The sequence below is a fragment of the Mesorhizobium sp. B2-3-2 genome, from assembly GCF_006442295.1.
Classification (GTDB): Bacteria; Pseudomonadota; Alphaproteobacteria; order Rhizobiales; family Rhizobiaceae; genus Mesorhizobium.
The window spans coordinates 71,536-83,676 of the sequence record NZ_VFWA01000010.1; the positions used below are offsets into that span (position 1 = coordinate 71,536).

A 12,141-nucleotide genomic window follows, 5' to 3' on the forward strand; every position below is an offset into this window, starting at 1 on the left:
ACCTTAGCAACTGCTTTAAAACCAAGTAATCAAATAATGACGAGAGCGCGATTTCATCTAACCTTGGTCTTAAACTTGGCCACCCGCGCCTGCATCGGCGTCATCTGCCGGTGTTTCTTCATCATCGTAGTGAAGTGGCTCTGGCTTGAAAAACCGCTGAGATGGGCGATGTCGGCGATGGTCATGCGGCTGTCGGCAAGCAGTCTTTCCGCGAAATCCAGCCTGAGATCGAGGACATACTGATGCGGCGGCATGCCGAACGTCTTGGAGAAGGCGCGCACGAAGTGATAGGAGGAAAACCCGCAGACAGCGGCCATTTCGGCAAGCGCCAGCTTGCGCGAGAAGTTCTCGTTCAGGAACTCCTGCACCTTGCGCGCGCTCCGGACGGAAAGCCCACCCTTCACGTTGAACAGCGGCTGCCGCGCCGAATTGGTTCCGGAAACCGATCCGGGGAAACCATCATCACCCGGCATTTCTCGGCCTCCTGATACTTCCCAGTTGAACTTCAACCCGAGGCCTCCCTCCCCGTTCCCCTGAAAAACAATTCGTGATTGATCGAAGCGCGCCCGCATTGCCAACCCCGCTCATGTGATCGATCCGGCCGGACGGCAAACAATGCGCGAACTGAATGGCATTCCAATGACTCCAGCAAAGCTTGGGGCATAAGATGGTGACGGACGTATTTTGAAAAACTCCGGAAGCTTTGTAGGAAATTCCGGTCCTGGATGGTCGGCCAGCAGGTGTTGCTACTTTGCCATAGTCGGGCCTTCAGGTCCTGAGCGAAGCATTCCGGCCTCGCCCGGCGTTCTTCCCCTGTATTTCTTCATGGTCGCGGCCAGATGGCTCTGATCCGAGAATCCGGCGAGGTAGGCGATTTCCGCGATCGGCAACTCGCCGCCGGCCAGCAGCTTTTCCGCAAGGTCCAGGCGCAGGTTGATCAGATACCGATGCGGCGGCATGCCGAACGTCCTGGCGAACCTTGCGATAAAATGATTTGGTGACACCCCCGCGACCGATGCGAGCTCGGCGACCATGACTTTTCGCACGAAGTTCTGGTCGAGATACTCTCGCACGCGGCGGGCGCCAACGGCCGAGAGCCCGCCTTTGGACGACGCGGCCTGCCTGTTGCGGCCCGTGTAGGTGCGCAGCAGATGAACCCCGAACACCGTCAGCAGCGAGTCCAGGTAAAGCTCGTCGGGCGGCAGCCTGCCCGTCAGTTCGGCAGTGATCATCTGCGCTATGTTGAGCGCCCTCAGGTCAACCGTGCCGAACGCGGGCGGCTCGAGTTCCACGTCCGGGAGGTCGAGTTCATGGGCCGCCAGCTCGGACAGCGCTTCGGGAGAGATGGAAACGACAGCGTTCTCCCTGGTCTGCGACCAGGCCAGCCTGCTGTCGACGCCCGCTGGGTTGATGACGAGACAGCCGACCGGCGCATCGTACTGCGTGATCCTGTCGCTGCCGAGCGAGGCTCTCAGTTTGCGTGCCGGCCTCAGCACGACCCCCGTCGAATGCTCCCTGGCCAGGAATTTCTGAGATCCAGGGCTGCGGACGGAATAGATGACGCTGCCGCGGGCGGTGGCTCTTCTGGGACCAGCACTTTCCGGAATGATATCCAGGACGTATCGAGCTGTCCGCTCTTGATCGACGCCCCGGGAATCGCCGCTTTCCCGAGCCCCGTCCGCATGTGTCATACACGTCGCCTCAGCCGGCTTACCGCCGCTTGGTATCCCCTTCCCCTAACCCGGACTCAACGTAACGTACACGCCTCGGATTGGAAAGAACTTCCACGCGCAAAGAAAATTCTTTATTCGAGATAAGAAAGAAGAATTGACCGTCGAAGGAAGTTCAGCAGCATTTCTACCGTCAATAGCGAAGAGCCTTGACGGTTCTTCGCTACGGATTCGTCGGCCGGCGGAAGCGGCAACGCATCCCTCACGAAGGAAGAGTTCACATGCACGGCTGTGTCGGCCCCGTGTTCCGACAGCGTTGTTCGGTATCAGTGGCACGCAACGGCGCGGCGCGGAGCCAGTCGTTCACGGCCGTCTATTGCGCGTCCCCGCGACCTTTCTCGTAAAGATCCCACGCGAGTTCCACAAAAGCCAGAAGCACATCATCCTTGTCCCAGCCGGCCGCGACCGCCGCCTCGACGATTTCGCCCACGAGAGGCAATAATTGGCGCTGGCAGGCGAGCGGGATGTCAGCCTCGGACTCATCCACTGGAGGTCCATCGAAGTTGAACTTCATCGTTTGGCGCTCCCCTCGCCATCAAACGAAATGCTACTCGTTCCCAACAAACGAAGTGCTATTCGCCAGACCTTATTCCTATACAATAAGTCCAACATTAAACATAGCAGGCTAGGCCGCCAAGGGCGCCCAACACCGGATAATCCGTGTATCGACCGGCTGTCCTATTGACGCTGGGGAAGCGTTATTTCATCACTGCCAAGGCAAGCTGCCGAATGGACACCCGTCGGCCGCGCCGTCATGAAGCACGAGGAGTTGCCCGGGTTCGGAGACGAACCAGGCGAACGAACCCCAGGCAAGCTGCGCGACGGTCTTCTTGAAGCCGGCTGACTGGCGGTCCTGATAGGCGGTCAGGAACGCGATCTGCTTTCGGTCGAAACCGGCTGCGTCCGTGACGGCATGGAGGGCATCGCGCCGGCGATCCGTGATGGCGCCATCGGTCGCCACCACTTCCACGAACAGGATCAAGGGCTCCTTGCGGCCGAGATCGGCGAGGATGATGTCGGGCAGGTTCCTGTCGGCCTCGATCTTGAGGCCGATCGCACTGGCGATGGCGTCGTCGCGAAGGACCACCTTGTTGCCGCTTTCGCTCAGCCACAACATGGCAGGCGCGGCGAGAAACCGTTTGGCGAACACCTCGATGACGGCTTGCGCGATGACCGAACTCGGTCCCGGCGCCAAAAGCCTCGTGTCGCCGTTCGGAAAGGTGACGCGGATGCCGGCGGTGTTGGCGACGGCGCCGGCGCGCATGATGGTCACGCGGGCCAGCGCGCCCTTGCTGAGATGCGTTTCCTGGAAGTCCGCGATGGCGGTTTCCAGCGCCTCGCCTTCCAGCGCCGGGTCGAACAGGGCGGCAAACGCCGCCCTCAGCGCATAGCGGGGCTGGCCCGAAGTCGTCGGCAGATCCTCGCGACGCAGCACCGCGCCGATCGCCACCAGACCGTCGCGCAGCGTCTCGTCGCGGATGGGCTCGCGCGTATTGTCCGCGTACCAGCGCGATCCCGCGACGGCGCCGTTCTTGCGCAGGACGGTTGCGGCATAGGCATCCCGGTCCGCATCGTCCGCCAGCGCCGCCTGCTCGCGGGTCATGCGGTAGACATGGACGGGGCCCAGGAATCGCCCCGAACCCTCGACGGCGCCGATGTAGAGAGCGGCAAACACGGTGCTGGCGGCAAGTTCGCGGATGCAATAGATGCGGTTCGGCGTGCCCTCCGGAAAGATCAGCGGCAGGCGCCCGGCGACAAGATCGCGCGTCGCATAGGGCGGCCGTGCCATCATGCAGGCTCACCGTAGAGGCGGCTGCATTCCGCCTCGATTTTTTCGCGCGTCGCACCGGCTGCGACGAGCTTCGCCAACGTGCTGGTGCTCTTGGGCGGCGGCAGCGGCAGCGCTTCCATCTCGAAGGCGGAAACGGCGACGCTGCCGCTGATGCAGCGGAAAAGATCATCGACGACGCGGCTGTTCAAAAGCGCCGCCACGACCGCTGCCGGCACCTTCGCGCTGCCGGTCGCGCGGACCATGTTGAGATGGTTTTCGACGACGACGCCGCCATGCGCATCGATGAATTCCTGGCCAAGTTCGGCGGCGATCAGGCGCCGGGCCTGTTCCTTGGCGGTCGTGCGCTGGACGAGGATGCAGGGCTCCTCGACAAGCAGCCAGCCGTCGCCGGCCTCCAGCTTGAAATAGGGAGCATGGTTCTTCTTGCGCGCGCGATAGGCGAACTGGCCGTCGGCGGTCACGGCTTCGGCCCAGATCAACGGATGCACCCCCTTGCCGCCGGCGCGATCGCGCAATTGACCCTTGAAGCGGTTCCAGACCAGCGGGCCGGTCGAAACCCCATAACCCCAGTCGGCAAGGCGATGCGTCATCGTCTCGGCCCGGGCGATGAGCCGGCTGTGCCCCGGTGTGCGCGGCGCAAGCCAAGGCATGGTGCGGTCGGATGGCAAGCCTATCGTGCCGTTGCGGGCAATCCCCGCCTCAGTCTCGGAGGCGACGGTCAGGTAGTGGATCTGCGCGCGCCGCGGCTCGGCGCCGTTGACGTAGACGGCAAGCAGCGTCTCTTGCAGCACATCCTCGAAAACGCCGCGCCGCGCATGCACGAAGTCGATCGCGACGGGCGGCGCCTCCTTGGCCAGAAGGCTGCGCAGCGCCGAGTAATACTGGCCGCCGAGAAAGCTTGTCGGCGTCAGGAAGGCGATGAGGCCGCCAGGCTTGGTCCAGCGCAGCGCGGCGTCGGTGAAAACGCCGTAGAGATTGGCGTGCCCGTAGAGCCCGCGCGCATAGCGCTCGCGCAATCGCGACGGCAGCGAGACCCGCCCATAGGGCGGATTGCCGACGACGAGGTCGAAGACGGGTTCCGGATCGGCTTCAAGCGTGTCGCAGGCCGTCACCATGGCGGGGGCGGCCCGCCCGGCCCTGGTCGCGATATCGGCGAGCGCGATCTCCAGGGCGCCTTGCGCCAGCCGCGCCGCGAGAGGGTCGAGCTCGAAACCGGCAAGCCTGGTGCCGACATGGCTGAGCGCGAAGGCGGGCTCGCAATCGCCGAGCGCCGCGATCATGCGGTGCGCGGCATGAAACAGAAACGTCCCACCGCCGGCGGCGGGATCGAGAACCCGGGCGCTGCGCCAGTCGAGGCCCTCTTCCTCGGCCTGGTCGAGCAGGCGGTTGACCAGGGCCGGCGGCGTGTAGAAGGCGCCGCGCTCACCGCGCTCCCTGGTCGGCAGCAGGACCGGATAGAGGCTGGTGACGAGATGCAGCGCTTCGAGGATCGGCAGTCGCGCGGCGGTCTCCCCGATGCTGTGCGCAAGCGCGGAGGCCGGCTCGTCCAGCGCCTCCGTATCGAAGGCGAGCGAGGGGCAGATCGCCGGGGAAATGCCGAGCGCCGCCGACAAGGCCTCCAGCGCGCGCCGGGTCAGCGAAACCGCATAGGTTTCGCGATCGCATTCGTCGATCGTCTCGCACCATGCGCGCGCCAGAACGCGAGCCTTCGACAGCTCCGCGCGCGCCGCTGCCAATGCATCGGCCGCCGAGCGCAAGACGGCAGCCAATTTCGACCCGCGAATCTGTGAAATTTTTCCCATCGCCCTCGACCGTACCGCGCAAGACTCACCGATGCGATAGAGTATCACATGTTCTCGTTATGTTCCAGTGGAAAACCGCAACCATGCCGCGCATGCATCGTTCACAGCGCCAGGCTGCCCTGCTCCGTCTCCTCGGCATTGGGCTCGCCCGGCGCCGCATTGGGATCGCCCGGCGCTGTCGCCCAGGCGAGTTCAACCAGCGTCACGGTGCGCCGGCCGGTGCCGTCGAGCTGGCACACGATCAGGCCCTGCTCCTCGATATAGGTGAGCAGGCGCCGGGCGCGGCGCATGGAGTGCGAGCCATAGGCGCGGGCGATCGCGGCGTCGCTCGGGCAGGGCCAGCCCTCCTTGGCCGCGCGGGCGATCATCATGAACACGCCCTGCATGTCCTCGGGCAGCAGCGAGGCACGCACGGAGACGTCGCGCCACGCATCGCCCTGCGCCATATCGGAGCCGACGCCGGCGCGGGCGCGCGTCAGCATGCGGCGGAACTCCTGCAGATCGGGCACGACCGACGCCAGCCCCTCGATGCGGCAGCGCACCACGAACTCCTGGTAGAGCACGCCGATGACGCGGAAGCCCGCATCGGGTTCGGCCAGGATGGCGCGCAGGATGCGGTCCATCCGCTCGCGCCGCTCGGCCAGGTCCGCCGCGCTGGGCGCCGGCTCCGCCGGTTCGGGGCGGATCTCCAGCGCCGCCGACTTCGCCGCCATCAACTGGTCGAGCAGGTCCGGCGACGTCACCCGCCGCTGCGGCCGCACGGCCTCCGGCGGCGGTGCCGCCAGGATGATCGCGCGGGCATCCTCCAACGCCGCTTCCGGCAACGGCATCAGCCGCGGCGTGCCGTTGCGCGGGCTGGTATCCGTCGGGCCGATGCGCAGGCCGAGCGGACGGCGCGACAGCGCCGGGCCCAGCGCCATGAAATGCCCGCGCTCCAGGTCGCGAAAAGCCTCCGCCTGCCGCCGCTCCATGCCAAGCAGGTCGGCCGCGCGCGCCATGTCGATGTCGAGGAAGGTGCGGCCCATGAGGAAATTGGAAGCCTCCGCCGCGACGTTCTTGGCAAGCTTGGCCAGGCGCTGCGTGGCGATGATGCCGGCAAGCCCGCGCTTGCGGCCGCGGCACATCAGATTGGTCATGGCGCCGAGCGAAAGCTTTCTCGCTTCGTCGGAAACCTCGCCGGCCACCGCCGGCGCGAAAAGCTGCGCCTCGTCCACCACCACCAGCATCGGATACCAATGGTCGCGCGCGACCTCGAACAGACCGCCGAGGAAGGCGGCGGCGCGCCGCATCTGGTTCTCGGCGTCGAGCCCCTCGAGGTTGAGCACCGTGGAGACGCGATGGATGCGCGCCCGCTCGCCTGCGCTCTGCAACCCGCGCTCGGTATGCTCCTCGGCATCGATCACCAGATGGCCGAAGCGTTCGCCCAGCGACACGAAGTCGCCTTCGGGGTCGATGATGGTCTGCTGCACCCAGGGCGCGCTCTGCTCCAGCAGCCGGCGCAACAAATGAGATTTGCCGGAGCCCGAATTGCCCTGCACCAAAAGCCGGGTCGCCAGCAGTTCCTCAAGGTCCAGCGCCGCCGGCGCGCCCGCGGTCGTCTGTCCCATCTCGATCGCAACGGTCATGTCAGACTCAGCCGCTCCTTCGCAGAGGGACTTATCAACCCGATTGCAACGCGTCGAGCGCCGATGGCCGGCAGTTGGGCGTTGCGCACAGTTGTGCGAATGCTGCCTGCCTGATGCGAACATCCGGCGGGCTGAACGATTGCATGACAAGCGCGCAATCGTTTCGGATGCACATGAAAACAACCAGTTGAAGAGGAATCGCGATTCAAACCCTGAAGCCTGGTCGACCGCTCCCGCGTCGTCTCACGCGGGCATCACAGTCCGGGGACCGGCGCCAATGCCGGCGCGTCCAGTCCCTGGAACGGATCGCGCCAGGCCTCGATCTCTTCGAGTCGGCGATACCAGCGCTCGATCCCGGGATAATCGCCGAGCGGCAAGCGGGCGGCGTCGTTGAAGGGCAGGAACGTCGCCATGCGGAAATCGGCATAGGAGACCGAAGTCCCGGCCAGCCATGGCCGCCGGCCAAGTGCCGCCTCCAGGATCGGCGCGGTCCTGTGGAACTGCTCCAGTCCTTCCGCGACCTTTTCCGCGTCGATCGGACCGATGCCGTAGCGCTGCTTGGTGCCGCGCTCGAAATGAACGATGTCGCAGGCCCTGACGAACTCCTCCTTGCCCCAGCTCAGCCAACGGATCATCTCGGGCTCGTCGTCGCCCGTGCGCCAGAAATCCGAACCCATGTCGCGCGAAAGCCGGCAGGCGATGGCGTCCGCTTCCCAGAGGCTCCCTCCCGGCCAGGCCAGCAAGGGCAACGAAAGATTGGGATTGAGCGCACGGAACCGCTCCGCCTGCCCCGGCGCCATGGGCGAAGCGAATTCGAACGCGACCTTCGCACCGAGGTGACGGGCCACCGCGACTCCCAGGCGCGGATTGGGGTTGCGGCTGAAGAACAGTTTCATCCCCGCGTCCGCCCCGTGCGGTTCCGGCCCGACCTTGTCACTCGCCATCGCCTCGCTCCTTTGTTGCGGCATGCACGCCAAGGACGGATAGAGCCGATCGAATCCGACAATGCGGTCGCGACCGCAATGACGGATTTTGCGAAAAGTCCGGGTTGACCGCTTCCGGACGCGAGGCGACTATCCCTCTCGAAGCACGGCAATGGATCTCGAGGAGGATGAGCGATGGATGAGCCCGACCGCTGGCGCCACATGTCAAGCGCGCCCAAGGACGGCAGCCGGATCCTCGTCACGGTCCGGCCGTCCGAGCAGGGGCCGGCGGAAGTCGACCTCGCCTATTGGTCGGATGGCGACCAGTTCGGCGAAGAAGGCTGGCGCGCGTCGGACTCCTCGCCCGGCCGCATCGTCGAATATGCCGAGCCGGAGCTGAAATGCTGGATGCCCATGCCCTCCGCCAACCTCGCCCGCGCCTCCATGCCCTCGCCCTGGGAAGGCGACGACGCCCAGCAGCTTGATGGCTCCGGGATTTGAGGCGCTGAAGCTGCTGATCTCCTGAGACGCCTGCGGGACAGCGCCCCCCTCTGCCCTGCCGGGCATCTCCCCCACAAGGGGGAGATCGGCTGTCGCGAATGCTTTCGCCAATCTTCAACGTTGAAGAATGTGGCGCTGAAGTCAAAGCTGCCAATCTCCCCCCTCGTGGGGGAGATGTCCGGCAGGACAGAGGGGGGCGCCGTAGAGTAAAAACCTTGGTGACCTACTTCAGCATCAAGCAACCTCACACCATGCCACACACACCCTTGCCGCCAAGACACCGCGCTAACGCGAAATCGATGCGCAGGATCATGACCGATGCCGAACTAAAGCTCTGGAATGAGCTTCGTGCGCATAGGCTGATGGGCCTGGGCTTTCGCAGGCAATTCCCCATCGCCGGCTACATCGTAGACTTCGCCTGCCCGGAGAAAAAGTTGATTGCAGAGGTCGATGGCTCGCAGCACGGCGACGCCGGTCGTGCAAATGCTGACGAGGCCAGAACCAAACGCTTGGAACAGGATGGCTGGATCGTCTTGCGCTTCTGGAATGACGATGTCATCCGCGACATAGACAATGTCTGCCAGCATATCGTTATCGCGGCAGGTCTGGGCGGGCCACCCTGAGACGCCGGCCCTGCCGGGCATCTCCCCCACAAGGGGGGAGATCGGCAGCTTTGGCTCCAGCGCCACATTTTTCAAAGTTGAAAATTGGCGAAAGCATTCACGACAGCCAATCTCCCCCCTCGTGGGGGAGATGTCCGGCAGGACAGAGGGGGGCGCCGTAGAGTAAAAACCTTGGTGACCTCAGAACAAGAACGCCGCCGTCGCAGGGTTTGGCCCGACGCGGCCGTCGGCTGAATCCATGCCGCGGATGGCTTTCAGGTCCTGCGCGTCCAGTTCGAAATCGAAGACGTCGAAATTGGCTGATATGCGGTCCTGGTGGACCGATTTCGGGATGACGATCAGCCCTTCCTGGAGATGCCAGCGGATCATCGTCTGCGCCGCGGACTTGCCGTGCTTTGCGGCGATGCCTGCTATGGTCGCGTCGCCGAGCAGCCTGCCGCTGCCGAGCGGGCTCCAGCTTTCGGTATGGATGTTGTGCCGGGCATGGAACTCCCTGATCTCGCGCTGCTGGAAGCGCGGATGCAGCTCGATCTGGTTGACGGCGGGCGTAACGCCGGTTTCGCCGATGATGCGCTCCAGGTGATCCCGGTTGAAATTCGACACGCCGACCGACTTGATCCGGCCAGCCTTCTGCAGCTCGACCAATGTCTGCCAGGCCTCGACATATTTGTCCTGGCTGGGCACCGGCCAGTGGATGAGGAACAGGTCGATCTGGTCGATGCCGAGCTTGTCCATCGTATCCTCGAAGGCGCGCAATGCGGCATCGCGCTGGTGCGCGCCGTTGCGCAGCTTCGAGGTGATGAACAGCTCGCCTCTCGGCACGCCCGCGCTCCGGATCGCCTCCCCCACGCCCTTCTCGTTCTGGTAGCCTTCGGCGGTGTCGATCAGCCTGTAGCCGGCCTTGATCCCCCAGCCCACCACCTTGGCGGTGATAGCGGGATCGACCTGCCACACGCCAAGGCCGAGCCGGGGAATGGTCGAGCCGTCGTTCAACGAAATCTGTTCAGGCATGGTCTGGTCCTTTGTAAAGCTGGTCCAGCCTATCTAGGCCCGGCGTCGGACGACGGCCAGCCGGCGGCGGACAAATTGCCGAATGTGTGATCGACACAGGCGATGCTCCTGTCGCTTGTCCGCAGGCGCCGGCCCGTGAGCTCACCGCGAAGATCAGCTTTCATTTCGGCCGGCGCACGGTCCTCACCATGCCGCCCGGGCCACCGCCGCAGAAGAAGCGGTCGCCGCCGTCGGATTCGAGCCCCGATACGCCTTTGCCGGGCGGCATGTCGAGCCGTTCCAGCACGTCTCCGGTCTCCGGGTCGACGCGCCGCACGTCGCTCTGGTCGCCTTCCCAGGTGCCGTGCCATAGCTCGCCATCGACCCAGGTCACGCCGGTGACGAAGCGATTGGATTCGATGGTGCGCAGGACCGCCCCGGTCTCGGGATCGATCTGGTGGATCTTGCGCTGGCGGTTCTGCCCCACCCACAACGTGCCCTCGGCCCAGGTGAGGCCGGAATCGCCGCCGCCGCCGGGCGCCGGAATGGTGGACAGCACCGTGCCGGTGCCGGGATCGATCTTCTGGATCCGGTCCTTGGCGAGCTGGTAGAGATAGTGGCCGTCATAAGCCGTCCCGGCATGCGCGGCGACATCGATCGAGCGCACCGCCTGCCCGCTCTCAGGGTCGAAGGCGGTGAGCCCCTTGCCCGAGGCAAACCAGACGTTCTGCCCGTCGAAGCTCACGCCATGCACGCTGTCCACGCCCGCAAAGGGGCCGTATTCGCGCAGGATCTCGGCCGCTGCATGTTTCATGTCCTTCATCCTCGCCTTTGATCGAATGATCCATTCCTAGCCGTTCGGCAACGGCGCCGGGAGTAACAAGGTGGTCGTGAAACCCGCCACTCGCGGCGTCATCCAGCGGCGCGCCCGGCCGTGGCCGAACCATTGCACCTTGCCCGTCTCGGCGAGCTGTTCAAGCGCGCGCTGTACGCTGCGCTGGCTGGATGCGAGCGCCAGCGCCAGTGCCGAGCTCGACCAGGCTTCGCCGTCGGCGAGGAAGGCGAGCACCGCCGCATGTCGCTCCTCGATCGGCCGCGCCAGCACCACCACCTCTGCGCCCCGCTTCGGCGCCAGCGAAAAACCGCGCTTGGTCGCCTGGATGTCAGCCAGACCGCGCAGCTCTGCGCGCAGCCGGCCGATCTCGACCCGCAGCCTGGCGCGATGCGATTCGTCGGCGTGCCTCCCGCCGAACGCCCTGGCGATGAGCGCCGCGCGCGGCATGTCCCCGGGCCAGGCCTCGGCCAATGCGCGCGCCAGCGCAAACAGCACCGGGCGCGTCGCCAGCGAGGCCAGCGCCTCCTGCCTGCGCACGACATGACGAAGAGCGTCGACCACCAACGCTTCCGATGCCTGCAAGGCCTCGACCTCCCCGAGCAGCAGCGGACGCTCCTGGCCGTTCGCGATCAGCCGCGCCGCCGGCGTTGCCAGTGCCCGGAACGCGCTGTCGACCTCGGCCATCAGTCCCGGAATGCCGGACCGCCATGCGGCGTGCCGTGCCCGCTCGAGTGCCGCGCGCGCGGTCTTCGTCCTGAGGCGCCGCATGGCGATGCCGGCGACGACCAGCTCGTGCGCGGCCCGCGAGGCCGGCGGAAAGGGCGTCGCATCGAGCCCGGCCAGCACCTTCTCGGCCTCGTCGAGGCGGCCGATCAGCAACAGGAACCGCACTTCCAGGTGCCGCGCATGCGCGGCGTTCAGCCGGTCGCCTTGCCTTTCCAGCGTCGCCCGCGCCGCATCGAGCGCCTTGGCCGGCCAGCCGAGGTCGCGCGAAACCAGCGCGATCTCGGCTTCGGCGACGACGCATCTGGCGCGCGCCACCGCTTCCCTGGGTCCGAAGGCGCGCCCCGCCCGCCGCAGCAGCGCCCTGGCCCGGTCGAGATCGCCAAGCTGCGCCATTGCGATGCCGCGCAGCGCTAGCGCCGGCGCGTCCTCGCGCAGCGCCACAAGGTCGAGCGCGCCGAGCGGGTCACCCGCCGCCAGCAACAGCCCCGCTGCCGTGATCAGCGAATCCATCAAAATCCCGCCATGGCGAATCCCGCCACACTTGTAACTCTCACCATCTCGCTGTCCGGCGCTATGTCAGTCCCCTCACATCAA

Annotated in this window: 12 protein-coding genes; 2 read left to right on the top strand and 10 right to left on the bottom strand. The window is 65.5% G+C overall.

Annotation, left to right across the window (positions count from 1 at the left end):
• Positions 1–53: 53 nt before the first annotated feature.
• The 7 genes from FJ964_RS21435 to FJ964_RS21465 all read right to left on the bottom strand — a co-directional run bounded on the left by FJ964_RS21435 (position 54) and on the right by FJ964_RS21465 (position 7,845).
• The gene (locus FJ964_RS21435; protein WP_140552253.1) at positions 54–572 is read right to left on the bottom strand and encodes an AraC family transcriptional regulator; all 519 of its coding nucleotides are present in this window, start codon (positions 570–572) and stop codon (positions 54–56) included.
• 174 nt (positions 573–746) lie between these two features.
• The gene (locus FJ964_RS21440; RefSeq protein ID WP_140552254.1) at positions 747–1,691 is read right to left on the bottom strand and encodes an AraC family transcriptional regulator; all 945 of its coding nucleotides are present in this window, start codon (positions 1,689–1,691) and stop codon (positions 747–749) included.
• A gap of 352 nt (positions 1,692–2,043) precedes the next feature.
• A complete protein-coding gene (locus tag FJ964_RS21445; RefSeq protein ID WP_140552255.1) occupies positions 2,044–2,244 on the bottom strand; it encodes a hypothetical protein in 201 nt (66 codons plus the stop codon).
• A 192-nt stretch (positions 2,245–2,436) separates the two neighbouring features.
• Positions 2,437–3,522, bottom strand: coding sequence for a BsuBI/PstI family type II restriction endonuclease (locus tag FJ964_RS21450; protein ID WP_140552256.1), 1,086 nt, complete (start codon positions 3,520–3,522; stop codon positions 2,437–2,439).
• Positions 3,519–5,291: an N-6 DNA methylase gene (locus tag FJ964_RS21455; protein ID WP_224713333.1), complete on the bottom strand. Its 1,773-nt coding sequence runs from the start codon at positions 5,289–5,291 to the stop codon at positions 3,519–3,521. Before FJ964_RS21455 ends, FJ964_RS21450 begins: the two co-directional genes overlap by 4 nt.
• Positions 5,292–5,425: 134 nt before the next feature.
• Positions 5,426–6,949: an ATP-binding protein gene (locus tag FJ964_RS21460; protein ID WP_140552258.1), complete on the bottom strand. Its 1,524-nt coding sequence runs from the start codon at positions 6,947–6,949 to the stop codon at positions 5,426–5,428.
• Between the two features lie 254 nt (positions 6,950–7,203).
• The gene (locus FJ964_RS21465) at positions 7,204–7,845 is read right to left on the bottom strand and encodes a glutathione S-transferase family protein (protein ID WP_140552349.1); all 642 of its coding nucleotides are present in this window, start codon (positions 7,843–7,845) and stop codon (positions 7,204–7,206) included.
• Between the two features lie 222 nt (positions 7,846–8,067).
• On the opposite strand from FJ964_RS21465, the gene FJ964_RS21470 reads away from it, so the two are divergent.
• Complete coding sequence (locus FJ964_RS21470) at positions 8,068–8,373, top strand: hypothetical protein (protein WP_140500102.1); 306 nt, start codon at positions 8,068–8,070, stop codon at positions 8,371–8,373.
• Between the two features lie 251 nt (positions 8,374–8,624).
• On the top strand, positions 8,625–8,996 hold the full coding sequence (locus tag FJ964_RS21480; protein WP_140552350.1) for a DUF559 domain-containing protein: 372 nt from the start codon (positions 8,625–8,627) through the stop codon (positions 8,994–8,996).
• A 180-nt stretch (positions 8,997–9,176) separates the two neighbouring features.
• Here the strand turns inward: FJ964_RS21480 and FJ964_RS21490 are convergent, their stop codons facing one another.
• From FJ964_RS21490 to FJ964_RS21500, 3 genes are all read right to left on the bottom strand, one after another.
• On the bottom strand, positions 9,177–10,007 hold the full coding sequence (locus FJ964_RS21490; RefSeq protein WP_140552259.1) for an aldo/keto reductase: 831 nt from the start codon (positions 10,005–10,007) through the stop codon (positions 9,177–9,179).
• 160 nt (positions 10,008–10,167) lie between these two features.
• Positions 10,168–10,800: a PQQ-binding-like beta-propeller repeat protein gene (locus tag FJ964_RS21495; RefSeq protein ID WP_140552260.1), complete on the bottom strand. Its 633-nt coding sequence runs from the start codon at positions 10,798–10,800 to the stop codon at positions 10,168–10,170.
• Positions 10,801–10,836: 36 nt separating this feature from the next.
• Positions 10,837–12,057, bottom strand: coding sequence for a helix-turn-helix domain-containing protein (locus FJ964_RS21500; RefSeq protein ID WP_140552261.1), 1,221 nt, complete (start codon positions 12,055–12,057; stop codon positions 10,837–10,839).
• Between the last annotated feature and the right edge of the window lie 84 nt (positions 12,058–12,141).

Bases quoted from the DNA above. Each gene is read 5' to 3' on its own strand.
- FJ964_RS21435 (WP_140552253.1), bottom strand. From the start codon at position 572: ATGCGGGCGCGCTTCGATCAATCACGAATTGTTTTTCAGGGGAACGGG.
- FJ964_RS21440 (WP_140552254.1), bottom strand. From the start codon at position 1,691: ATGACACATGCGGACGGGGCTCGGGAAAGCGGCGATTCCCGGGGCGTC.
- FJ964_RS21445 (WP_140552255.1), bottom strand. From the start codon at position 2,244: ATGAAGTTCAACTTCGATGGACCTCCAGTGGATGAGTCCGAGGCTGAC.
- FJ964_RS21450 (WP_140552256.1), bottom strand. From the start codon at position 3,522: ATGATGGCACGGCCGCCCTATGCGACGCGCGATCTTGTCGCCGGGCGC.
- FJ964_RS21460 (WP_140552258.1), bottom strand. From the start codon at position 6,949: ATGACCGTTGCGATCGAGATGGGACAGACGACCGCGGGCGCGCCGGCG.
- FJ964_RS21465 (WP_140552349.1), bottom strand. From the start codon at position 7,845: ATGAAACTGTTCTTCAGCCGCAACCCCAATCCGCGCCTGGGAGTCGCG.
- FJ964_RS21470 (WP_140500102.1), top strand. From the start codon at position 8,068: ATGGATGAGCCCGACCGCTGGCGCCACATGTCAAGCGCGCCCAAGGAC.
- FJ964_RS21480 (WP_140552350.1), top strand. From the start codon at position 8,625: ATGCCACACACACCCTTGCCGCCAAGACACCGCGCTAACGCGAAATCG.
- FJ964_RS21490 (WP_140552259.1), bottom strand. From the start codon at position 10,007: ATGCCTGAACAGATTTCGTTGAACGACGGCTCGACCATTCCCCGGCTC.
- FJ964_RS21495 (WP_140552260.1), bottom strand. From the start codon at position 10,800: ATGAAACATGCAGCGGCCGAGATCCTGCGCGAATACGGCCCCTTTGCG.
- FJ964_RS21500 (WP_140552261.1), bottom strand. From the start codon at position 12,057: ATGGATTCGCTGATCACGGCAGCGGGGCTGTTGCTGGCGGCGGGTGAC.